The following is a 22,478-nucleotide window of genomic DNA, read 5'->3' as shown; positions in this document are numbered from 1 at the left end:
TTCGAAAGCGCGGCGCGTGATCGAGATCAATGCCGCGGTCCCGTCCCGGGCGTCTTCTGGTCCCTCCCGAGAGCAACACCCTTTGACCGGCCCCGCCGCCGGGGTGCAGGATGAGGCGGCAGGGCCGCCGGACCACGGAAATCTGCCCGATGGACACCTTGACCGACAAGGCCGCCGATCTCGAAGGCCGCGTCGTCGCCGTGCGCGGCGCGGTGGTCGATATCGCCTTTGCCGCCTCCCGCCTGCCGCCGATCGACGACGCGCTCGAGATCCGGGGCGACGGCGGCCTCTCCGTCATGGCCGAGGTCCAGGCCCATCTCGACCCGGCGACGGTGCGGGCCATCGCGCTCCAGGCGACCGCCGGGCTGCGGCGCGGCGATGCGGTGCGCGCCATCGGCGGGCCGGTGCAGGTGCCCGTCGGCGAGGCCGTGCTCGGCCGCCTTCTCGACGTCACCGGCCGCATCGGCGACCGGCGCGGTCCGCTTCCCGCCGATGTGCCGCGCCGGCCGATCCACCGCGCGCCGCCGCCGTTCGCCGAGCAGAGCGGAACGTCGGAAATCTTCGCCACCGGCATCAAGGTCATCGATCTTCTCGCGCCGCTCGCCCAGGGCGGCAAGGCGGCGATGTTCGGCGGCGCCGGCGTCGGCAAGACCGTGCTGGTGATGGAACTGATCCAGGCGATGGTGCGCAGCTATCAGGGCATCTCGGTGTTCGCCGGCGTCGGCGAGCGCTCCCGCGAGGGCCACGAGATGCTGCTCGACATGACGAATTCCGGTGTGCTCGACCGCACCGTGCTGGTCTACGGCCAGATGAACGAGCCGCCCGGCGCCCGCTGGCGCGTGCCGATGACCGCGCTCGCCATCGCCGAGTTCTTCCGCGACGAGCGCCACCAGAACGTTCTCCTGCTGATGGACAACATCTTCCGCTTCGTCCAGGCGGGCGCGGAGGTGTCGGGCCTGCTCGGCCGGCTGCCGTCCCGCGTCGGCTACCAGCCGACGCTCGCGAGCGAGGTCGCCGCGCTGCAGGAGCGCATCACCTCGGTCGGCCAGGCCTCGGTCACGGCGATCGAGGCGGTCTATGTCCCGGCCGACGATTTCACCGATCCGGCGGTCACCACCATCGCCGCCCATGTCGATTCCATGGTCGTGCTGTCGCGCTCCATGGCGGCGGAGGGAATGTATCCCGCCGTCGATCCCATCGCCTCGTCGTCGATCCTGCTCGATCCCTTGATCGTCGGCGAGGAGCACGCCGCGGTCGCCACCGAGGTCCGGCGCACCATCGAGCACTATCGCGAGCTTCAGGACGTGATCTCCCTGCTCGGGATGGAGGAACTCGGCGCCGAAGACCGCCGCATCGTCGGCCGCGCGCGCCGCCTGCAGCGCTTCCTCACCCAGCCGTTCACCGTCACCGAGGCGTTCACCGGCGTGCCCGGGCGCACGGTCGCCGTCGCCGACACCATCGCCGGCTGCCGCGCCATCCTGGCCGGCGAATGCGACGACTGGGACGAGAGCTCGCTCTACATGATCGGCGACATCGCGGAGGCCCGCGCCCGCGAGACGGCCGCGCGCGGCAAGGCCGCCGCGCCAGGGCAGGGACCGCCATCATGAGCGCGACCGCGCCCACCCTCATGCCCACCCTCTTGCACCTCACCATCACGACGCCGGCCGCCGTGCTGGTCGACGACGCGGCCGTGCTCGCTGTTCGGGCGGAGGACGGCAGTGGCAGCTTCGGCATCCTTCCGGGCCACACCGGCCTTCTCACGGTGCTCGCCCCGTCAGTGGTGCGCTGGCGCTCGGCCGGCGGTGCAACGCGCTATTGCGCCGTCGATGGCGGCGTCATGACGGTGTCCGCGGGTGCGACGGTCGCGATTGCCTGCCGGGAAGGCACGCTCGGCGACGATCTCGACCGGCTGCGCGACGACGTGGCGGCGCTGCGTGCCGCGCAGGCCGATGCCGGGCGCAAGGCGCGCGTGGAGGAAATGCGTCTCCACGCCCGCGCCGTGCGCCAGTTGATGCGCTACATGCGGCCGGGCTCGGGCGACCTGATCGAGGTGCCGCCGTCGGCCGGGGGAGACGGGGAATGACGTCCGCTCCAACCGGCGACGATGGTTCGAGGGATGAAGACCGCCTCGCGGAGGCGGCCCGGCGCGCCGCCGACCGGGAGGAAAGCAGCCGTCGCACGCCGGAACCCTCGCTGGGCGTCCGTCTCGGCCAGATCGGCGTCCTCGGCTGGGCCATCGTCATTCCCGCCCTCATCGGGGTCTTCGTCGGTCGCTGGCTCGACGAGCGCTTCGGCACGGGCATCTTCTTCTCCGCGCCGCTCCTGATGATCGGCATCGCCATCGGCTGCTGGTCCGCCTGGAAATGGATGCACCGACCATGATGGAAGCAACCGATCCGCAGCCGGTGATGACGTTTCTCGGCCGCCTCGGCGAGGCGCTCGCCCACTTCGGCCTCGCGCTCGGGCCCGCGGGCTCGGCGGCGCTCGCGCTGTGCGTCGGGTTCGCGCTCGGCATCGTGCATTTCGGCTCATTGTGGTGGAACGTGCGGCTCTATGCCGGCGGCGGGGCGCTCAAAGCCTTCGCGGTCCAGGTCGCGCGCTTCGCGCTGCTGGTGGCCGTGTTCGTCGCCCTGGCGCGGCTCGGTGCGCTGGCGCTCGTCGCCGGCGCGCTCGGTCTCGTCGCGGCCCGCGCGCTGCTGGTCCGCCGGCTCGGACGCGCGCCGAGCGAGGATGCGCCATGATCGGCTCGCCCCTCGTCCTCGAACCGTTGTTCTCCATCGGGCCGGTGCCGATCACGTCGCCTGTGGTCGTGACGTGGGCGATCATCGCGGCCCTGTGGGCCTTCTGCGCGCTCGCGACACGGCGGCTCGCGATGCGGCCCACCCGGGCGCAGGCCGTGCTCGAAATCGTGGTCGGCGCCATCGACGGCCAGATCCGCGACACCATGCAGACCGAGCCCGGCCCCTACCGGGCGCTGATCGGCACCATCTTCCTTTATGTGCTGGTGGCGAACTGGAGTTCGCTCATTCCCGGGATAGAGCCGCCGACCGCGCATCTCGAAACCGATGCCGCGCTGGCGCTGGTGGTGTTCTGCGCCACCATCGCCTACGGCATCGCGGTGCGCGGCCTCGGCGGCTACCTGAAGACCTTCGCCGATCCGAGCTGGATCATGATCCCGCTCAATGTCGTCGAGCAGATCACGCGCACCTTCTCCCTGATCGTCCGCCTGTTCGGCAACGTCATGAGCGGCGTGTTCGTCATCGCCATCGTGCTGTCCCTTGCGGGCCTGCTGGTGCCGATCCCGCTGATGGCGCTCGATCTGCTCACCGGTGCGGTGCAGGCCTACATCTTCGCCGTGCTGGCCACGGTGTTCGTCGGCGCCGCCGTGGGCGGGGAGGGCGGCCCGCCGCCCGCGCCTCCCACGGCCGCCGCCGGTCCCTCTCCCAAAGACAGCGAACGGAAGACGTCATGACCGACACCGGTTCGAACCTGATCGAGATCGTCAGCATCCTCGCGGCCGCCATCGCGGTCTCGTTCGGCGCCATCGGTCCGGCCCTCGCCGAGGGTCGCGCGGTGGCGGCGGCGATGGATGCCATCGCCCGCCAGCCCGAAGCCGCCGGCACGCTGTCGCGCACGCTGTTCGTCGGCCTCGCGATGATCGAGACCATGGCGATCTACTGCCTCGTGATCGCGCTTCTGGTGCTGTTCGCAAACCCGTTCATCCACTAGGCCGGCCGCGTCATGCACTTCGATTGGTGGACGCTCGGACTCCAGACGGTAAACGTCCTCGTCCTGCTGTGGATCCTCTCGCGCTTCCTGTTCCGGCCGGTCGCGGCGATGATCACCGCGCGGCAGGCGGAGGCCGCGCGGCTGCTCGACGATGCCGAGGCCGCCCGAACCGCGGCCGAGGCCGAACGCGCCCACGCCGTGGAGGAGGCGCAGAAAACCGTCGCGGCCCGCGCCGCCTTGCTCCAGGCCGCCGCCGCCGAAGCCGATGCCGCCCGCGTCGCCGGGCTCGCCGCCGCCAAAGCCGAGGCCGATCGCCTGCGCGCCGCCGCGGCGGCGGACATGGAACGGGCGAAGCGCGAGGAGGCGGCCGGTGCCGATGCCCGCGCCGCGAGCCTCGCCGTCGATATCGCGGCGAGGGTGATGCGGCGCCTGCCGGACAGCGCCCGCGTCACCGGCTTCATCGAAGGGCTTGCGGAAGGCATCGCCGCGCTTCCCGCGTCATCCCGTGCCGATCTGGCCTCGGGCGATGCGCCCGTCCGCCTCGCGGCCCCCCGTGCGCTCGATGCAGACGAAACCGCCGCCTGCCGGGAGGCTCTCGCCCGCGTTCTCGGCCGTCCGGTGGAGATAGCGGTCGATCCCGATCCGGACCTGATCGCCGGCCTCGAACTCCGGGCGGAGCACGCCGTCGTGCGCAACAGCCTCAAGGCCGATCTCGACCGCATCGCCGCCGCCCTCGAGGCGGAAGCGGGCGGGCCCGAAACGAAGGATGCCGCGTCATGACGCCGTCGGAAACGGACTGGCTCGGCCGCAACCGGTCCGTTGTGGAACGCACGCCGCTTGCGCCGCAGGTCGAAGCCGTCGGCCGCGTCGAGCGCGTCGCCGACGGGATCGCGCGCGTCTCCGGCCTGCCGGATGTCCGGCTCGACGAACTCCTGCGTTTCGAGAACGGTGTCGCCGGTTTCGCGCTCACGCTCGACGCCGAGGACATCGGCGCCGTGCTGCTCGACGACGGCGCCGCCATCGAGGCCGGCTCGCGCGTTGCCGGCACCGGCGAGGTCATCCGGGTTCCGGTCGGGCCGGGGCTGCTCGGCCGGGTGGTCGATCCGCTCGGCCGCCCGCTCGACGGCGGCCCGCCCATCGTCGCGGAAGACCATCACCCCATCGAGCGGCCCGCGCCCGCCATCATCGAGCGCGATCTCGTCGCAGAGCCCGTCGAAACCGGCATCCTCGTGCTCGACGCGCTGTTCGCGCTCGGTCGCGGCCAGCGCGAACTCGTCATCGGCGACCGCGCCACCGGCAAGACCGCGATCGCGGTCGATGCCATCGTCAACCAGAAGCGCTCCGACGTGATCTCGGTCTATGTCGCGGTCGGCCAGCGCGCCACCGCGGTGGAGCGCGTGATCGAGGCGGTGCGCGCCCACGGCGCGCCGGAACGCTGCATCTTCGTGGTCGCCTCGGCGGCGGCGCCGGCGGGCCAGCAGTGGATCGCCCCGTTCGCCGCCTTCACCATGGCGGAATATTTCCGCGACCGGGGCGGCCATGCCCTCATCGTCATCGACGACCTCACCAAGCATGCCGCGACCCACCGCGAACTGGCACTCCTCACCCGCGAGCCGCCCGGCCGCGAGGCCTATCCGGGTGACATCTTCTATGTCCACGCGCGGATGCTGGAGCGCGCCGCGAAGCTCGCGGCCGACAAGGGCGGCGGCTCGCTCACCGCGCTGCCGATCGCCGAGACCGATGCCGGCAACCTGTCCGCCTATATCCCGACCAACCTGATCTCCATCACCGACGGGCAGATCGTGCTCGATTCCCGCCTGTTCGCGGCGAACCAGCGCCCGGCGGTGGATGTCGGCCTCAGCGTCAGCCGCGTCGGCGGCAAGGCGCAGCGTCCGGCGCTGCGGCAGCTTTCGGGCCGCATCCGGCTCGATTACTCGCAATTTCTGGAACTGGAAATGTTCACCCGCTTCGGCGGCATTTCCGATACGCGCGTCAAGGCGCAGATCACGCGCGGCGAGCGCATCCGCGCGCTCCTGACCCAGCCTCGCTTCGCCAATCTCAGGCTCGTCGATCAGGCGGCGCTGCTCGCCGCCCTGGCCGCGGGCGTGTTCGACAGCCTGCCGCCGGAGCGCCTCGCCGCCCTGCGCGCCGCGCTTCCGTCCCGGCTCGATGCGACGACGCAGGATATAGCCCGGGCGCTCGATGCCGGCGGCAAGCTCGACGACGCGGCCCGCGATCGCCTCGTCGCCATCGTCCGCGATCTGGCCGCGGGCCTCGCCGGCGCGGCGGCGGAGCCGGCCTCATGACCGAACGCCTCAGCGACGTCGAGGCCCGCATCGGCACGGTGAACCAGCTGTCGGCCGTGATCGCCGCCATGCGGGGCATCGCCGCCGCCCGCGCCCGCGAGGCGCGGGGTCGTGTCGACGGCATCCGGGCCTATGCCGGCATGATCGCCCATGCCGTCAGCCAGGCGTTGGCATTCCTGCCCGAGGTCGAGCGCCGCCATATCGCCGATCCGGGGGACGGCGGCGGTGCGCGCGGCGTCCGGGGTCACGCCGTCATCGTGCTCACGGCGGAGCAGGGCTTCGCCGGCACCTTCAGCGAGCGGGTGCTGGAAGCGGCCGATGCCGTCGCGGTGGAGGGCGGGGAAGGCGGTGTCGAACGTTTCCTCATCGGCGACCGCGGTCTTTCCCTCGCGGAGGAACGCGGCTCGCCCGTCGCATGGTCGGCGCCGATGGTCGCCCACGCCGCCCAGGCCCCCGTGCTGGCCGGTCGGATCGTCGATGCCCTCTATGACCGCATCGAAGCCGGCCGGATCGCGCGGGTGACCGTGGTTCATGCCGTGCCGGGGGGCGCTGCGGCGGTCGAGACGACGGCGCGCCGGCTGGTGCCGTTCGATGTCGCCCGCTTCCCTCCGGCGACGGACGGCATCCCGCCGGTGCTGACGCTGCCGCCCGCCGACCTTCTGGCACGCCTGATCGAGGAATATGTGTTCGCCGAACTCTGCGAGGCGGTGACGCTGTCGTTCGCGGCGGAGAACGAGGCGCGGATGCGCGCGATGACCGCGGCGAAGACGAATGTCGAGGCGACGCTGGGCACGCTGGTCGCCCGGTCCCGCCAGCTGCGCCAGGAAGAGATCACCAACGAGATCGTAGAACTTGCCGCGAGTTCCTCGACCATCGCATGAGGCGTTTGCGACGGGCGGCGCGATCGGCTGTTTGGAAAACGCGTTTTTGCACAAGTCGATAGAGCGATGCCTTGAAGTCCGCACGCATCGTTTGGCCGCGCGCGGTCAGCGCGTCCGCTGTGCCGGATCGCGCGCGACGATGCCCGGCGCGAGCACGGCGAGTTCCGTCAGCTCGCCGGCAATATCCCGAAGGACCGGCAGCACGCTTTCGACCAGGGCGTCTCGCTCCAGATGCGCGGCGGCGGCGCCGACATTGAGCGCGGCGACGACGCGGCCGGAGGCGTCGCGGATCGGCACGGCGATCGAGCGCAGGCCGATCTCCATCTCCTGATCGATCAGCGCATAGCCGGAAGCCGCGACGGTCGCGAGTTCGGCGCGGAGGTCGGCGGCGGTCACGCGCGTATGAGGCGTTCGGGCGGGAAAGGGCGCCGCGGCGAGATAGCGGTCGAGCGCGGCCGGATCGAGTTGGGCCAGCAGAACGCGCCCCATCGAGGTGCAATAGGCCGGGACCCGGCTGCCGACATGGAGCGCGATGGAGATGATCCGCTTCGTTTCCGCACGGGCGATGTAGGCGACCTCGTCGCCGTCGAAGACGCCGATCGAGCAGGATTCTCCGACCGTGTCGCGCAGCCGTGTCAGATAGGGCTGGGCGGCCTCCGCGAAGCTGGTCGAGGTGAGATAGGCCTGCGCCAGCGTCAGCAGCATCGGCCGCAGCCGCCATTCGCCATCGCCGCCGCCGATATAGCCGAGCTGCTCCAGTGTGTAGAGGCAGCGCCGGGCTGCCGCGCGCGGCAACCCTGTCAGGGCGGCGGCGCGGCTGACGCTCAGCACCGGCTCCCGCTCGAAGGCCCGCAGCACGAGAAGTCCGCGCGCCAGCGACAGCATGAAATCGGGGTCACCCGCGAACCGGTCCAGCGCCTGCGCGGGCGTCTGTTCGGCCGCGACCTCGTCCTCGCACGCATCTTTTCGCTTGACCATGGGCGGTTCCGGTTCCATCAATGACGAATATCGTACAGTATGTGCGATTATCGGTCAAACTTAAATCGACAAACCGTCAGTCAGAACGCGGCGGACAAAAGCGATGGCAAAATTTCTGGCGCTCGCGGAAGCGTGCGAGGAGGTCGTCCGGGACGGCGACACCGTGGCCTTCGAGGGCTTCACCCATCTCATTCCCTATGCCGCCGGCCACGAGGTGATCCGGCAGAAGCGCCGGGAACTGGCGCTGGTGCGGATGACCCCGGACCTGCTCTACGACCAGATGATCGGCTGCGGCATGGCCCGCAAGCTTACCTTCTCCTGGGGCGGCAATCCGGGCGTCGGCTCCGCCCACCGCATCCGCGAGGCGGTGGAGAAGGACTGGCCGCGCCCGCTCGAAATCGAGGAGCACAGCCACGCCGCGATGGCCGCCGCCTATTGGGCGGGAGCCGCCAATCTGCCGTTCGCGACGCTGCGCGGCTATCGCGGTGCCGAGCTGCCGCGGGTCAATCCCAACATCAGGTCGGTCACCTGTCCGTTCACCGGCGAGGTGCTGGCGGCGGTTCCCGCGATCCGTCCCGACGCCGCGGTGATCCACGCCCAGAAGGCCGACCGGGAGGGCAACGTCCTGATCGAGGGCATCGTCGGCGTGCAGAAGGAGGCGGTGCTGGCCGCCCGTCGCTCGCTCGTCACGGTCGAGGAAGTGGTCGACGACCTGCGCGGCTCCTACCCCAATGCCTGCATTCTCCCGCACTGGGCGGTCACCGCGATCTCTGTCGTGCCGGGTGGTGCGTTCCCGTCCTACGCCCACGGCTTTTATCCCCGCAACAACGCCTTCTATCTCGCCTGGGACGCGATCTCGCGCGATCGCGACAGCTTCCTCGCCTGGATCGAGGAGAACGTGATGAACGCCGGACCGGAAGCCTTCCTGCCTCATGCCGGCGCTGCGCGCTCCGGCAAGGCGGTTTGAGAGCGGTAACCAAGCAATGAGCGCCCAAATCAACGCTTCGAGCGCCTATTCACCGACCGAAATCATGACAGTAACCGCCGCGCGCCTGCTCACAGACCGCGACGTGTGCTTCGTCGGCATCGGCGCGCCGTCCGCCGCGTGCAACCTCGCGCGCCTCACCCACGCGCCCGGGATCACGCTGATCTACGAGAGCGGCACCATCGCCACCCGCCCGAACGTCCTGCCGCTGTCTATCGGAGACGGCGAATTGTGCGAGACAGCTCTGACCACGGTTTCCGTGCCGGAAATGTTCAATTACTGGCTCCAGGGCGGGCGGATCACGGTCGGTTTCCTCGGCGCGGCCCAGGTCGATTGCTATGCGAACCTGAATACCACCGTCGTCGGTCCCTACGATCACCCGAAGACTCGCCTTCCCGGCGGCGGCGGCGCCCCTGAAATCGCAACCAACTGCCAGGAAGTCTTCATCATCCTCAAGCAGTCGAAGCGCGGCTTCGTGCCGAAGGTCGATTTCGTCACCTCCATCGGCTACGGCCGCGGCGGCAACGAACGCGAGTCGCTCGGCATCACCACCAAGGGGCCGACCCAGGTCATCACCGACCTCTGCATCATGCGCCCCGACCCCGAGACGAAGGAACTGACCGTCGTCTCGCTCCATCCTGGAACGACGCGGGAGCAGGTGGCCGAAGCCACTGGCTGGCCAGTGAAATTCGCCGCCGTCCTCGAAGAAACCCCGGCGCCGAGCGCGCTGGAACTCGATGTCCTGCGTGACCTTCAGGCGCGCACCAAGGCCGCGCACGGGAGCTGACCATGACCGAGGCCTTCATCTGCGATGCCGTTCGCACCCCCATCGGCCGTTTCGGCGGCTCGCTCGCCCACGTCCGCATCGACGACCTCGCCACGGTGCCGCTCAAGGCGCTGATGGCCCGCAATCCGGGGCTCGACCCGGCGGCGATCGACGAGGTCATTCTGGGCTGCGCCAACCAGGCGGGAGAGGACAATCGCGACGTCGCGCGCATGGCGCTGCTGCTGGCCGGCCTGCCGGTGAGTGTGCCGGGCGTGACCGTCAACCGGCTGTGCGCATCCGGCCTTGAGGCGGTGGGGCAGGCCGCCCGCATGGTGCGGACCGGCGAAGCCGGGCTCGTCGTCGCCGGCGGCGTCGAATCCATGAGCCGGGCGCCCTTCGTAATGGGGAAGGCGGAGACGGCATTTTCCCGCGCTGCCCAGATCGAGGATACCACCATCGGCTGGCGCTTTATAAATCCGGCGATGAAAGCGCTCTACGGCGTTGATTCCATGCCAGAAACCGGCGAGAATGTCGCCGATATGTATGGCATCTCGCGCGAGGCTCAGGACGCCTACGCGGCCCAGAGCCAGGCGCGTGCGGGTGCCGCGCAGGCCGCCGGATTCTTCGCCGAGGAGATCGTGCCCGTCGAGGCGCTCGATGCAAAGCGCAAGCCGTTCGCCTTCACCGCGGACGAACACCCCCGGCCGGAAACCACCGTCGAGGCGCTGGCGAAGCTCAAGGCGCCGTTCCGCACGCCCGGCACGGTGACGGCCGGCAATGCCTCGGGCGTCAACGACGGCGCGGCGGCGATGTTCGTCGCCGACGAGGCGACCGCGAAGGCACAGGGGCTCACGCCGCGGGCGCGCATCCTCGGGATGGCCTCGGCCGGCGTCGAGCCGCGGGTGATGGGCATCGGCCCGGTCCCCGCGAGCCGCAAGCTGATGGCGCGCCTCGGGCTGACGATTGACGATTTCGGCGTGATCGAGATCAATGAGGCGTTCGCGAGCCAGGTCATCGCCTCCATGGGCGATCTCGGCGTCGATACCCGCGAGGAGCGCGTCAACCGCCACGGCGGAGGCATCGCCCTCGGTCATCCCCTCGGCATGAGCGGCGCGCGCATCGCACTCACCGCGGCCCATGCGCTGGAGAAGACCGGCGAGCGCTATGCCCTCGTGACGCTCTGCGTCGGCGTCGGCCAGGGGCTCGCCGTGGCATTGGAGCGGGTGTGATGGATGTCGAATACCTGACCGTCGACGACGGTTGCCGGCTGGCCTATCGCTTCGACGGGCCCGCCGACGCGCCGGTGGTGGTGCTGTCGAATTCGCTCGGCACCGCAATGGAAATGTGGGCGGCGCAGGTGCCTGCCTTGACGCAGCGCCATCGCGTGCTGCGCTACGACACGCGCGGCCATGGACGCTCGGGCGTTCCGGCCGGCGCCTATTCCATGGACCGGCTCGGCCGCGACGTGGTCGGGCTCATCGACGGGCTCGGGCTGGAACAGGTGTCGTTCTGCGGGCTTTCCATGGGCGGCATGGTCGGCCAGTGGCTGGGCGTGCGGGCGCCGGAGCGGCTGGCGCGGCTCGCGCTCTGCAACACCGCCGCCTATATGGGGCCGCCGTCGAACTGGTCCGCCCGGATCGATACCGTGCTCGCCAGCGGCATGCCGGCGATGGTGGACGCGGTGATCGAGCGATGGTTCACGCGGCCTTTCCGGGACACTGCGCCCGACGCCATCGCCCCCGTCCGCGCCATGCTGCTCGCGACCGATCCCATCGGCTATGCCGGCGCCTGCGCGGCCATCCGCGACATGGATCAACGCCCCACCGCCCCGCTGATCAAGGCGCCGACGCTCGTGATCGGCGGCGACCACGATCCGGCAACGCCGCCGGCGACGGCGGTCTGGCTCACCGAAGCCATTCCCGGGGCCCGGCTGACGATGCTCGAAGCCGCGCATCTCTCCAACATCGAACAGGCGGAGCGCTTCACCGCGACGCTGGTCGACTTCCTCGGCTGACGCTGCGCATCCGTCCGGCCGATGCCGGTTCGTCGCGACGAGGGTGTGTCGCCCATCATGGCCGGCGAACGCCTTCGGAAGCGGCGAGGGGTCGCCCCCGAGGCTGGACGCGCCGCGGCAAGATCGCCGCGCGTCGAACGCGACAGGAGTGTCTGCGGCCGGCCGGCGGGAATGCCGGCCGGCCGTTTCTTCATGTCTTGGTCTGCACGACCTCAACGGGGCCATGATCGTCGCAGTGGTCGCCATGAGGATGGTGCAGCCGGCCGTCGACCAGATAGTCGACGTGGTCGCCATGGGGCACAGCCTCATGGCCGCAGTCCGGCCCGTGGGCATGACCGGTCCCGTGGCCTGCCGCCGCCGAGGTGCAGCCGTCAGGATTGGTGTCGCTCACCTCGATGACGTGCTCGTCGACGTGATCACCGTGCGGATGATGCAGGTGGCCGTCGTGCAGGTAGTCGACGTGGTCGCCGTGGCGTATGGCGGTATGGCCGCAGCCGGCGCCATGATCGTGGTCATGGCCGGCATGGGTCTTGTGGTCGTGCGCGGTCTCTTTGTCGGGCATCAGGCTCTCCTTGGCCGTCGGTTCGTGGGCAACGCAGGCGAACGGCGTGGTCTTCCGCGGCCTTGCGGCGCGGTCGAAAAAGTCCATGGTCCGGCCTCGACGCGTTCACGCCGACACGGCGTCCCAGGCCGGGAACGGGTCGCGCAGATGCCGGTAGGCGAGCGGATCGAAGCGCTCGACCCGTTCCGGCCCGGCGAGGCAGTCGTCGAGCGCCGCGCGGATGGCGCCCTCATCCATGCCGGTCCCGATGAACACGAGTTCCTGCCGCCGGTCGCCCCAGACCTCGTCCCAGTTCCCGGCGACGGCGCGGCGCCATTCCGGATGGTCCGGCCAGCGTTCCACCGGCACCGCGACCCACCACCGGCCGAGCGGGGTCACCCGCGCGGTCGCGCCGGCGAGCGAAAATTCACCCACCCAGTTCGGCCGCGTCGCCAGCCAGAAGTGGCCCTTGGCGCGGATCAGACCCGGCCACGTGCGGGCGATGAAGGCGTTGAGCCGGACGGGATCGAACGGCCGTCGCGCCCGGTAGACGAAGCTCTCGATGCCGTACTCCGCCGTCTCGGGAACATGATCCTTGAAGCCGTAGAGTTCCTTGAACCACAGCGGATGCTCTTGAGCCTTCTCCTCGTCGAACAGGCCGGTATCGAGGATGTCGGAGAGCGGAGCGCGGCCGAAATCGGTCTCGACGATCCGCGCATCGGCATTGAGCGAGCTGACAATCTTGCGGACGAGTTCACGCTCACCCCGTGCCACATCTGAGATCTTGTTGATGACCACGACATCGGCGAATTCGATCTGCTCGACCATCAGGTCGACGATGGTGCGGGCGTCCTCCTCGCCGGCGGTCTCGCCGCGGTCGCGCAGGAAATCGCGCGAACCGTAGTCCCGCACGAGGCTTGCGGCGTCGACCACCGTCACCATGGTGTCGAGACGGGCGACGTCGGACAGGCTGTCGCCGTTCTCGTCGCGGAAGGAGAAGGTGCTCGCGACGGGCAGGGGCTCGGCGATGCCGGTGCCCTCGATCAGGAGGTAATCGAACCGTCCCTCGCGGCTGAGCCGGCGGACTTCCTGCAGCAGGTCGTCCCGCAGCGTGCAGCAGATGCAGCCGTTGGTCATCTCCACCAGCTTCTCGTCGGTGCGCGAGAGGTTCGAACCGCCCTCGCGCACCAGATCCGCGTCGATGTTGACCTCGCTCATGTCGTTGACGATGACGGCGACGCGGCGGCCTTCGCGGTTATGGAGGACGTGGTTCAGCAGGGTGGTCTTGCCCGCGCCGAGAAAGCCGGACAGGACCGTCACGGGCAGACGCCCGTCATGCGCCGGAAGGGGCGACATCGCAAACTCCGTAACTGTAATGTTATAACATTACACATTGATACCGGCGGGCGGGTGGGGAAGTCAATGGCGGCCTCCGCGACGGACGGGCGGGCCGTTCCGACGAGAATCGGGCGGTCATTCGTAAACGATTCGACGTCGCGACTGCCGCGGGGAGATTCGCCTGCGAGGCGCCGGACGGCCTTATCCCCGACTCGCGCGGTGTGTCCGGATCCGGCGATGCGCCGGAGACGCGGGCGGCGAGTGCTCCGTGTCGCCGCTATTGAAGTATCTGAAATAACATAGAAAAAAGCAATTCGTGCGCGCGGGGGCTTGTGCATCCGGCGGCGTTCGGCCATCGAGCGGCAGGGGAAATGGCGATGTTGTCCGTGCCCGGGCTGTGCTTTCCACAGAGCGGCATGGAAAGGTTAACCACCGTTAACCCGCAATTAACCATATCGGCGCTGACTGGAAGCACACGGAGAGACACGATCGTGACCATCGCCATCAGACAGCCTCGCCTTCCGATCCGGTTTCGTGGCCGTTCCTATCTGGCCCTGGTGCTGACGCCGGAAGAGCCGACCGAGGCATGGTTCGCCGGCCTCGATGCGTGGTCGGCGCAGTCGCCGGGCTTCTTCCGAACCCGTCCGGTGGTGCTGGACGTGTCGGCGGTCGCCAAGGGGCGGTCGGATGTGGAGGCGCTCGTCGCGGGTTTTGCGGAACGTGGCGTGCGGCTCGTGGGCATCGAGGGCGCGAAGCCCTCGTGGGTGACGCCGGAGATGCCGCCGCTGTTCACGGGCGGCAAGGTGGTCGACCCGGACAAGTTGACGGACTGTGCGGACGAGAAGGCCGTTGCCGAGGCGCCTCCGGAGCCGGCGCCGATTCCGCAGCCGGTGCGCGACATGCCGCGAATCGAGCCCGCCTCGCGGCAGGAAGCGGCGTCGCTGTTGATCGAAGAGCCGGTGCGCTCGGGCGCGTCGGTGTTCTTCCCGCAGGGCGACGTGACCGTGCTCGGCTCCGTCGCCTCGGGCGCGGAGGTGGTCGCGGGCGGTTCGATCCACGTCTACGGCACGCTGCGCGGCCGGGCCATCGCCGGCTGCGGCGGCAACCCGAAGGCGCGCATCTTCTGCCGGAAGATGGAGGCGGAACTGCTGGCGATCGACGGTCTCTACAAGACGACGGAAGATTTGGCGCGCGATCTGAGGGGCAAGCCGGTGCAGGCTTGGCTCGAAGGCGATGCGATGAAGGTGGCAGCGCTCGGCTGATCGAGCATGGAGGCAGGAAAGATGGCCAAAGTTCTGGTCGTGACGTCGGGCAAGGGCGGAGTCGGCAAGACGACGTCGACTGCCGCTCTCGGAGCAGCCCTTGCCGATGGCGGCAAGAAGAAGGTGGCCGTCGTCGATTTCGACGTCGGTCTTCGCAACCTGGACCTGATCATGGGCGCTGAGCGCCGGGTGGTCTATGACCTGATCAACGTCGTCCAGGGTGATGCCAAGCTCAACCAGGCGCTGATCCGCGACAAGCGCATCGAGAGCCTGTTCCTGCTGCCCGCCTCCCAGACCCGCGACAAGGACGCCCTGACCGAGGAAGGCGTCGCCCGCGTCATCGAGGACCTGAAGAAGGAATTCGACTGGGTCGTGTGCGACAGCCCGGCCGGAATCGAGCGCGGCGCCACCCTCGCCATGCGCTTCGCGGACGTCGCGGTGGTCGTGACCAACCCGGAAGTGTCGTCGGTACGCGATTCCGACCGCATCATCGGCATGCTCGATTCCAAGACCAAGAAGGCCGAGGACGGCGGGCGCATCGACAAGCACCTGCTGATCACCCGCTACGATCGTAACCGCGCCGAGCGCGGGGAGATGCTGAAGATCGAGGACGTGCTCGAAATCCTGTCCGTGCCGCTGGTCGGCGTGGTGCCGGAGAGCGAGGAAGTCCTGCGTGCGTCCAATCTGGGTTCGCCGGTGACGGTCCTGAGCCCGCTCAGCGCCGCCGGCCGGGCCTATACCGACGCCGCCAAGCGCCTGACGGGCGAGGACGTGCCGATGGTGGTGACCAACGAGCGCCGCGGCTTCATGACCCGGCTGTTCGGACGGAGGGCGGCATGAAGCGGTTCAATTTCTTCCGGGCGAAGCGCGTTCCTCCGGCCTCGGCGGCGCGCGACCGGCTCCAGCTCCTGCTTCAGCACGAGCGCGGCGTCGGCGGCGATCCGAACCTGATCCTCGTGCTGCGCGAGGAGATCCTGAAGGCCATCGCCAAGCATGTCGACGTCGCCTCCGACAAGGTGCGGGTTGCGATGCGCCGCGAGGACCTGATGTCGACCCTCGAAGTCGAAGTCGATCTGCCCGGCGCAGTGGGTGCCAAGCAGGCGGCCTGATTCCGGCGTGGCCGCCTTGCCGCGGCCACCGTCCAGCGGTCGCTGCCGCATGATTGGCCCCGCTCCGGTTGCCGCCGGGGCGGGGCTCTCCATTTTGCGTGTGCGGGTTCTTTCCGAAGTGCCGGGTTGAGGCTGCTTTTCCCGGGGGGAATATCTCGTTCGCCCCGGAAATCGGCTATGGTGCCGGCTCGCCGATGCGTTCCGCCATGCCTCTCGCGGGCGCTTCGGTCCTCCGCAAGCATCGGTTCGGGATTGGCGCCTTGGTTCGGTTCCTCAAGCGAGAGTGGTATACGATTGCGATCGTCGGCATGGTCGTGCTGGCATCGCTGCTGCCGATCCGGGGAGAGGCGGCGCGCGGGTTCGATACCGCAACGACCCTCGCCATCGCGCTTCTGTTCTTTCTGCACGGCGCGCGTCTGTCGCGGGCGGTGGTTATCGCCGGCCTGACCCACTGGCGGCTTCACATCGTCATTCTCGCGACGACGTTCGTGCTGTTCCCGGTGCTGGGCTCGGCCGTGTTCCTGATGCCGGGAATCCTGCCTCAGGCGCTGATCACGGGCATCATGTTCCTGTGCGTGCTGCCGTCGACGGTGCAGTCCTCGATCGCATTCGTTTCGATCGCCAAGGGCAACGTGCCGGCGGCGATCTGCGCAGCCTCAGCGTCGAACATTCTCGGCATGTTCATTACGCCGCTGATGAGCGGGGTGATCTTTCACAGCCTCGGTCACGGCAGCGGGTTCTCGACCGATGCGCTGGTGTCCATCCTGCTCCAGCTGCTGGCGCCGTTCATCGCCGGCCAGATCGTGCAGCCCTGGCTCGGAAGCTGGTTCGGCCGCCACAAGATCCTGACCCAGATCGTCGACCGCGGGTCGATCCTGATGGTGGTCTACGCTGCGTTCAGCGAGGCGGTCATCGGCGGCATCTGGCACCAGATCTCCATCGGCTCGCTCGCCATCGTGCTCGTGCTCGACGCCGTTCTGCTGGCGATCGTGCTGGTGATGACCTATTTCGGCAGCGGCTGGCTCGGCTTCAACCGCGAGGACCGCATCACGATCACGTTCTGCGGCTCGAAGAAGAGCCTCGCGTCCGGCGCGCCGATGGCGAACGTCATCTTCAGCGGGCAGGATGTGGGCGCGATCGTGCTGCCGCTGATGTTCTTCCACCAGATCCAGCTGATGACCTGCGCCGTGCTGGCCCGGCGTTTCGCGGCGGCGGTCGATGCCGACGAGGCCGCGCTGAAAGGCGCGGCGGAATAGGAGCGGTCGCCGGTCACGGGCTTCTCGATCGCACGGCAATCGTCGCAGCCACGATTGCCAAACCGGCGAATAGGGTTTTCAACGAGAGGCTCAGGGAAGGCCGCAGCCGCGCGCTCGCACGGCGCGAAGGCCGGCAAGAACCGCCCGACGGGAAGAAGCCATGTTCGATTCAGCCACGAAGCTCGCCCACAACCTGACCAAAGATGCGTTCAAGGAACTGGAGCCGCAGCTGCGCGAGGACCTGCTGAACGCCCAGTTCGACCTGGTAGACCAGCGCAAGAAGGCGGTGCTGGTGCTTCTGAACGGACCGGACGGGGCCGGCAAGGGGCAGGTGCTGAACCGCTTCTACCAGTGGCTCGACGCCCACTATCTCGAGACGATTTCCTACGACAATCCGGACCGCTTCCATCATCACCACCCGCAGGCGTGGCGTTACTGGCGCGATCTCCCGGCCAAAGGCCGGATCGGCGTGATGCTGGGCAACTGGTATCACATCATCCTGCGCGAGATGCTGGAGGGTGACGTCTCCCCGGCGACGCTGACCCATACGCTGGACCGTGTGAACCGTATGGAGGCGATGCTCTCGGCCGAGAACGTCGTCATCGTGAAGCTGTGGCTGCACCTCGGCCGCGACGAGGCGATGGAGCGTCTGAAGCGGGGCAACGGCCACCGCGACATCGACGACCTGACCATCCGCGAATGGCCGCAGATCGAGACTGGCAAGGACCACGACAGGCTCCTGATGGAAAGCGTGCGCGTCGCCGAGATCACGTCGACGGCCTACGCGCCGTGGATCGTCGTGCCGGCGGGCGACAGCCGCTATCGCGACGCCGCCGCCGGCAAGGCGCTGCTCGACGCGCTGCTGCGCGCCTCCACCCCCCAGGCGGCGGCCCCGGCCCCGACCGCCGCTTCCACGCCGTCCGCGCCTTGCGGCCCGATGCAGTCGAACGACACGCAGGCGGGCGCGAACGGCACCGACGCCGCGCCCTCGACCCGCTTCAAGCTGCCCGTCGCCTCGCTGGTCGGCTCGCTCGATCTCTCCAAGCGCCTCGATGAGGACGAGTACAAGGCCCGCCTCGAAAAGGCGCAGCTCGGCATCGCCGAGCGGATGGCCTCCAAGGCGATGCGCAAGCGGGGGCTGATCTGCGTGTTCGAGGGCAACGACGCGGCCGGCAAGGGCGGCGCGATCATGAGGCTGCGGCAGGCGCTCGATCCACGCCGGGTGCGCGTGCATCCGATCGCCGCGCCGAGCGACGAGGAACTCGCGCATCCCTATCTCTGGCGATTCTGGCGCCGGATCCCCGCCGTCGGCCATTCCGCCGTGTTCGATCGCAGCTGGTACGGCCGCGTGCTGGTGGAGCGCGTCGAAGGCTACTGCACCGAGGAAGACTGGATGCGGGCCTACGGCGAGATCAATGATTTCGAACGCGATCTCGACGCCAACGGTTTCCTCGTCATGAAGTTCTGGCTGGCGATCAGCCAGGACGAGCAGTACCGGCGCTTCAAGGAACGCGAGGCGGTTCCCTTCAAGCGCTTCAAGCTGACGCCCGACGACTGGCGCAACCGCGAGAAGTGGCCGCTTTACGAAGCCGCGGCCAACGACATGGTCGACCGGACGAGCACGACGTTCGCGCCCTGGACGCTGGTGGAGGCGCAGGACAAGCTCTATTCCCGCGTCAAGATTCTGGAGACCATCGTGGGCCGGCTGAAGGACGCGGTCGCCGGCTGAAGGCGGCGGCGACCGGCCGCCGAAACGCGTTGAAGCGGCCTCGCGATTTCGTGATCATACCGTCTGCAGCGTGCCACGTTGATTGTGGCATGCGGCTATCACAGTTGTGGAGCCTTGGTGCCACAGACGGGAGTTCCACTTGGACTATCTTGCCAGCCTTGCCGCCGATCCGGCCGCCTGGGCCGCCCTCGCCACGCTGATCGCCATGGAAGTGGTGCTCGGTATCGACAATCTGCTCTTCATCTCCATCCTGACGAACAAGCTGCCTGAGGAGCGACGCAGTTCGGCACGCCGCATCGGCATCGGCCTGGCTCTGGTTCTCCGCCTCGGGCTGCTCGGGACGGTTGCGTTCATCGTGCAGCTCACGACGCCGATCTTCGAGGCGTTCGGCCACGGCTTCTCCTGGCGGGACATCATCCTTGTGGCGGGCGGTCTCTTTCTGGTGTGGAAGGCGACCAAGGAAATTCACCACAGTGTCGATCCCGATTCCGGGGACATGCTCACGAGCGGCAAGGCGACGCTGAGTTTCTCCGCGGCGATCGTGCAGATCCTGATGCTCGATCTGGTGTTCTCCATCGACAGCATCATCACCGCGGTCGGCATGACCGATCACATCCCGATCATGGTCGTCGCCGTCCTCGTCGCGGTTGCCGTGATGCTGCTGGCTGCCGATCCGCTGGCCGGCTTCATTCACAAGAACCCGACCATCGTCATGCTGGCGCTCGGCTTCCTGCTGCTGATCGGGACAACGCTCATCGCCGACGGCTTCGGCTTCCATGTGCCGAAGGGCTACATCTACGCCGCGATGGCGTTCTCCGCCGCCGTCGAGGCGCTGAACATGCTCGCCCGCCGGCGGAAGAAAAGTCCGCCGCCGGCCGCGTAAACCCGGCCTCCGGGTCGACGGCGCGGCATCGGCATGGTTCATTGACTCCATGCCTTACGTCATCGTCGACCCGGTTCCGTGGCGATCCCTGATCGGCGCCTTCGAGCGCGCCGAAGCGACGCTGGCGCGCCTCGACGAGCGGCTCGCCGGCAGCCCGGTGGCGGACGGTTGGCGCGCCCGCGCGGACTATAGCGAAGCCGGCGCGTCGCTGCGGCTGGAAGGGGCGCTGGTGCCGCTCGAGGACCTCGTGCTCAACGACGCGGCGATGGACATCAGAGCCCCGACAGCGGAACTGGCGCGAGCCGCTACCGTGCTCGCCACCCGTCGCCTGATGACCGGGGCGCCGGCGGACGAGCCCTTCACGCCGGTCGGGCTCGCCCGGCTGAAGGGCGTCGCCGATCCGCGCCGTGACGGCGACCGGCTGGAACCGGCAACGCCGACGCGCCAGCGAACGGCGGAGCCGGATGCCATGGCGTCGCTGTTCGCCGATCTCGATGCCGTTCTCGCCCGGACCAGCCGCCATCTCGCAGGGGAGGAGCCGGTGGCGGACAGCCGGCCGGTCGCGCCCACGCATGACCGTCGTACCCGGCAGGCCGAGCCGGACGACGACGATGGCGAGGCGGCGCTCGCGGAGTGGTGCGACGTCGTGGCTGCGACCGGCGGCCAGCCGGCGATGCTGGCTGCGGCCGTCGCCGTCGATGCCTGGACCGTCCTGCAGCCGATCCCGAGCCGGCCATGGCTAGGGCCGCTGCTGGGCGCCGCATTGCTGCGCCGGCGCGGCAAGACGCTCAACCACCTCGCCTGCCTGAATGCCGGCCTGCTCGAAGGCCGGCGCGGACCGACCCCGGCTGGTGCTACCGGCAGGCTCGTGCGCATCCTCGACGGCATTGCCGCAGGCGCGCGTATCGGCCTCGAAGACCACGACCGTCTGCTCCTGGTGCACCGCCGGCTTGCCGCCCGGCTCGCCGGGCGACGCAAGAACTCCCGGATGCCGGATCTGGTCGATTTTCTGCTCGCGAAGCCCATCATCACGGTCGCCATGGCGGCGGCGGCGCTCGATATCAGCCCGCAGGCGATCCAGGTGCTGCTGGCCGACCTCGATCCCGTGGTGCGCGACATCACCGGCCGCCGGCGCTACCGTGCGTTCACGGCGCTACCGGGCTGACGGTCGGCCCGTGGCCGGCGCCTTGACCGGCGCCGGGCGGGGACGGATTGTGCCGCTCCATCTTCGCCGCGCCGCGTGAGCGGCCGACGCTTCCAGCCCGGGGGACCAATCGTGACGACGTTGCTGGCGAAGAACGCCACCGTTCTGGTGACCATGGACGACGAGCGTCGCGAACTGCGCGATGCGGGCCTGTTCGCACGCGACGGCATCATCGTCGCGGTCGGTCCGGCCGACACGCTGCCGGAGACGGCGGACGAGGTGATCGACCTCTCCGGTCAGATCGTGCTGCCCGGCCTCGTCAACTGCCACCATCACCTCGACCAGGTGCTGACGCGCAATCTTCCGGCCGCTCAGGACACGAACCTGTTCCCCTGGCTGAAGGCGCATTACCGCATCTGGGCCTCCCGAACGCCTGAAGCGTCGCGGACGGCCACGATCGTCGGTGCGGCGGAACTGGCGCTTTCCGGCTGCACCACGCTGTTCGACCACGCCTATGTGTTCCAGAATGGCTGCCGGGTGGACGACCAGATCGCGGCGGCGCGGGAGATCGGCATCCGCTTCGTGGTATCGCGCGGCTCGATGTCGCTCGGGGAATCGAGGGGCGGGCTGCCACCGGATTCGTGCGTGGAGGACGAGGACGCGATCCTCGCCGATTGCGAGCGGGTGGTGGCGCGCTATCACGAGACCGGACCGGGCGCGATGACGCAGATCGTGCTGGCGCCGTGCTCGCCGTTCTCGGTGACACCTGAACTGATGCGGGAATCGGCCGGTATGGCGCGCCGCCTCGGCGTTCGGCTGCACACCCATTTGTGCGAGACCATCGACGAGGAGCGTTTCACGCTGGAGCGCTTCGGCATGCGCCCGGTGGACTATCTGGAGACGCTCGACTGGGCCGGCGGCGACGTCTGGTATGCCCATGCCATCCACGTCAACGACGACGAGATCCGGCGCTTCGCCCATCGCGGCACAGGAGTATGTCACTGCCCGAGTTCGAACATGCGGCTCGCCTCGGGCATCGCGCCGGTGCGCCAATATCTCGATGCCGGAGTGAAGGTCGGCCTCGGGGTGGACGGCTCGGCCAGTAACGACGCCAACCACATGCTCAATGAGGCTCGCATGGCGATGTTGCTCGCGCGCCTGAGGTTGGGGCTGCCGCCACCGGCCGGGCCCGACAATCCGCTGCCGACCTCGCACCCCGACCGGGCGCACGAGTGGATGAAGGCGCGCGAGATCCTGGAGGTCGCGACCCGTGGCGGCGCGGCGGTGCTCGGCCGCGACGACATCGGCGCACTGCAGCCGGGCAAGTGCGCCGATTTCTTTACGCTCGACCTTAATGCGGTGACGTTCGCCGGCGGGCTGTCCGATCCGGTCGCGGCGACGCTGTTCTGCATGCCGGGCAATGCCCGGCACACCTTCGTCGGCGGCCGGGCCATCGTGCGCGACGGCAGGGTGGTGACGGTGGACCTGCCGGCGGTCGTCGCCGAGCACAACCGGCACGCCGCACGGATGGCGGCGTCCGGAGGCTGACGAACCGGC

General features: G+C 69.0%; 24 protein-coding genes. 21 read left to right on the top strand and 3 right to left on the bottom strand.

All coding sequences use genetic code 11. The annotated features are described in order from the left end of the window. Positions 1 to 149: 149 nt before the first annotated feature. Genes atpD through BUF17_RS20570 form a run of 9 tightly spaced genes read left to right on the top strand, consistent with a single transcriptional unit; the run spans position 150 to position 6,916 of the window. Positions 150 to 1,607, top strand: a complete 1,458-nt coding sequence (gene atpD, locus BUF17_RS20610; RefSeq protein ID WP_073632293.1) for a F0F1 ATP synthase subunit beta — start codon at positions 150 to 152, stop codon at positions 1,605 to 1,607. Continuing rightward, the gene (locus BUF17_RS20605) at positions 1,604 to 2,083 is read left to right on the top strand and encodes a F0F1 ATP synthase subunit epsilon (protein WP_244530977.1); all 480 of its coding nucleotides are present in this window, start codon (positions 1,604 to 1,606) and stop codon (positions 2,081 to 2,083) included. Before atpD ends, BUF17_RS20605 begins: the two co-directional genes overlap by 4 nt. Next, complete coding sequence (locus tag BUF17_RS20600) at positions 2,080 to 2,382, top strand: AtpZ/AtpI family protein (RefSeq protein WP_073632291.1); 303 nt, start codon at positions 2,080 to 2,082, stop codon at positions 2,380 to 2,382. Before BUF17_RS20605 ends, BUF17_RS20600 begins: the two co-directional genes overlap by 4 nt. Further along, a complete protein-coding gene (locus tag BUF17_RS20595; RefSeq protein ID WP_244530976.1) occupies positions 2,379 to 2,741 on the top strand; it encodes an ATP synthase subunit I in 363 nt (120 codons plus the stop codon). The genes BUF17_RS20600 and BUF17_RS20595 overlap by 4 nt, the downstream gene beginning before the upstream one ends. Further along, positions 2,741 to 3,472: a F0F1 ATP synthase subunit A gene (locus tag BUF17_RS20590; protein ID WP_084565053.1), complete on the top strand. Its 732-nt coding sequence runs from the start codon at positions 2,741 to 2,743 to the stop codon at positions 3,470 to 3,472. Before BUF17_RS20595 ends, BUF17_RS20590 begins: the two co-directional genes overlap by 1 nt. Next, positions 3,469 to 3,729, top strand: coding sequence for a F0F1 ATP synthase subunit C (locus BUF17_RS20585; protein ID WP_073632289.1), 261 nt, complete (start codon positions 3,469 to 3,471; stop codon positions 3,727 to 3,729). The genes BUF17_RS20590 and BUF17_RS20585 overlap by 4 nt, the downstream gene beginning before the upstream one ends. 12 nt (positions 3,730 to 3,741) lie before the next feature. Further along, positions 3,742 to 4,509 (top strand): F0F1 ATP synthase subunit delta, encoded by a 768-nt coding sequence (locus tag BUF17_RS20580; protein ID WP_073632287.1) that lies wholly within the window; start codon positions 3,742 to 3,744, stop codon positions 4,507 to 4,509. Then, positions 4,506 to 6,035: a F0F1 ATP synthase subunit alpha gene (locus tag BUF17_RS20575; protein ID WP_073632285.1), complete on the top strand. Its 1,530-nt coding sequence runs from the start codon at positions 4,506 to 4,508 to the stop codon at positions 6,033 to 6,035. The genes BUF17_RS20580 and BUF17_RS20575 overlap by 4 nt, the downstream gene beginning before the upstream one ends. Next, positions 6,032 to 6,916: a F0F1 ATP synthase subunit gamma gene (locus tag BUF17_RS20570; RefSeq protein ID WP_073632284.1), complete on the top strand. Its 885-nt coding sequence runs from the start codon at positions 6,032 to 6,034 to the stop codon at positions 6,914 to 6,916. Before BUF17_RS20575 ends, BUF17_RS20570 begins: the two co-directional genes overlap by 4 nt. A 105-nt stretch (positions 6,917 to 7,021) precedes the next feature. On the opposite strand, the gene BUF17_RS20565 is transcribed toward BUF17_RS20570, so the two are convergent. Continuing rightward, positions 7,022 to 7,894, bottom strand: coding sequence for an IclR family transcriptional regulator domain-containing protein (locus BUF17_RS20565; protein ID WP_073632283.1), 873 nt, complete (start codon positions 7,892 to 7,894; stop codon positions 7,022 to 7,024). A 103-nt stretch (positions 7,895 to 7,997) separates the two neighbouring features. Here BUF17_RS20565 and BUF17_RS20560 point away from each other — a divergent pair, with 103 nt between their 5' ends. From BUF17_RS20560 to pcaD, 4 genes are read left to right on the top strand one after another with little or no spacing between them, the layout of a single operon-like run. Beyond that, positions 7,998 to 8,861, top strand: coding sequence for a CoA transferase subunit A (locus BUF17_RS20560; RefSeq protein ID WP_073632281.1), 864 nt, complete (start codon positions 7,998 to 8,000; stop codon positions 8,859 to 8,861). A 16-nt stretch (positions 8,862 to 8,877) separates the two neighbouring features. After that, positions 8,878 to 9,666: a CoA-transferase subunit beta gene (locus BUF17_RS20555; RefSeq protein ID WP_073632279.1), complete on the top strand. Its 789-nt coding sequence runs from the start codon at positions 8,878 to 8,880 to the stop codon at positions 9,664 to 9,666. Positions 9,667 to 9,668: 2 nt separating this feature from the next. Then, a complete protein-coding gene (gene pcaF / locus BUF17_RS20550; RefSeq protein WP_073632277.1) occupies positions 9,669 to 10,874 on the top strand; it encodes a 3-oxoadipyl-CoA thiolase in 1,206 nt (401 codons plus the stop codon). Then, positions 10,874 to 11,659, top strand: a complete 786-nt coding sequence (gene pcaD, locus BUF17_RS20545; protein WP_175563765.1) for a 3-oxoadipate enol-lactonase — start codon at positions 10,874 to 10,876, stop codon at positions 11,657 to 11,659. The genes pcaF and pcaD overlap by 1 nt, the downstream gene beginning before the upstream one ends. Before the next feature lie 190 nt (positions 11,660 to 11,849). On the opposite strand, the gene BUF17_RS20540 is transcribed toward pcaD, so the two are convergent. Beyond that, positions 11,850 to 12,308 carry a hypothetical protein gene (locus BUF17_RS20540; RefSeq protein WP_244530975.1) on the bottom strand — a complete coding sequence of 153 codons (459 nt, stop codon included), beginning with the start codon at positions 12,306 to 12,308 and terminating at the stop codon, positions 11,850 to 11,852. An 18-nt stretch (positions 12,309 to 12,326) separates the two neighbouring features. Continuing rightward, the gene (gene zigA / locus BUF17_RS20535) at positions 12,327 to 13,556 is read right to left on the bottom strand and encodes a zinc metallochaperone GTPase ZigA (protein ID WP_073632272.1); all 1,230 of its coding nucleotides are present in this window, start codon (positions 13,554 to 13,556) and stop codon (positions 12,327 to 12,329) included. Between the two features lie 353 nt (positions 13,557 to 13,909). Here zigA and minC point away from each other — a divergent pair, with 353 nt between their 5' ends. The 8 genes from minC (at position 13,910) to BUF17_RS20495 (ending at position 22,469) form a co-directional block, all read left to right on the top strand. Then, positions 13,910 to 14,800, top strand: coding sequence for a septum site-determining protein MinC (minC, locus tag BUF17_RS20530; protein ID WP_244530974.1), 891 nt, complete (start codon positions 13,910 to 13,912; stop codon positions 14,798 to 14,800). A 21-nt stretch (positions 14,801 to 14,821) separates the two neighbouring features. Then, positions 14,822 to 15,640: a septum site-determining protein MinD gene (gene minD, locus BUF17_RS20525; RefSeq protein WP_073632270.1), complete on the top strand. Its 819-nt coding sequence runs from the start codon at positions 14,822 to 14,824 to the stop codon at positions 15,638 to 15,640. After that, the gene (gene minE, locus BUF17_RS20520) at positions 15,637 to 15,909 is read left to right on the top strand and encodes a cell division topological specificity factor MinE (protein ID WP_073632268.1); all 273 of its coding nucleotides are present in this window, start codon (positions 15,637 to 15,639) and stop codon (positions 15,907 to 15,909) included. Before minD ends, minE begins: the two co-directional genes overlap by 4 nt. A 206-nt stretch (positions 15,910 to 16,115) precedes the next feature. Next, the gene (locus BUF17_RS20515) at positions 16,116 to 17,165 is read left to right on the top strand and encodes a bile acid:sodium symporter family protein (protein ID WP_073632366.1); all 1,050 of its coding nucleotides are present in this window, start codon (positions 16,116 to 16,118) and stop codon (positions 17,163 to 17,165) included. Between the two features lie 160 nt (positions 17,166 to 17,325). Further along, positions 17,326 to 18,894 (top strand): polyphosphate:AMP phosphotransferase, encoded by a 1,569-nt coding sequence (gene pap, locus BUF17_RS20510; protein WP_073632266.1) that lies wholly within the window; start codon positions 17,326 to 17,328, stop codon positions 18,892 to 18,894. 139 nt (positions 18,895 to 19,033) lie between these two features. After that, positions 19,034 to 19,777: a TerC family protein gene (locus tag BUF17_RS20505; RefSeq protein ID WP_073632264.1), complete on the top strand. Its 744-nt coding sequence runs from the start codon at positions 19,034 to 19,036 to the stop codon at positions 19,775 to 19,777. Positions 19,778 to 19,826: 49 nt separating this feature from the next. Then, positions 19,827 to 20,942 (top strand): RHE_PE00001 family protein, encoded by a 1,116-nt coding sequence (locus tag BUF17_RS20500; protein ID WP_073632262.1) that lies wholly within the window; start codon positions 19,827 to 19,829, stop codon positions 20,940 to 20,942. Positions 20,943 to 21,053: 111 nt separating this feature from the next. Next, the gene (locus BUF17_RS20495) at positions 21,054 to 22,469 is read left to right on the top strand and encodes an 8-oxoguanine deaminase (protein ID WP_073632261.1); all 1,416 of its coding nucleotides are present in this window, start codon (positions 21,054 to 21,056) and stop codon (positions 22,467 to 22,469) included. Positions 22,470 to 22,478: the final 9 nt, after the last annotated feature.

The sequence above is a fragment of the Pseudoxanthobacter soli DSM 19599 genome (assembly GCF_900148505.1).
Classification (GTDB): Bacteria; Pseudomonadota; Alphaproteobacteria; order Rhizobiales; family Segnochrobactraceae; genus Pseudoxanthobacter; species Pseudoxanthobacter soli.
The sequence above is the reverse complement of the archived record's forward strand: the minus strand, read 5'-3'. Positions and strand labels throughout refer to the sequence as shown.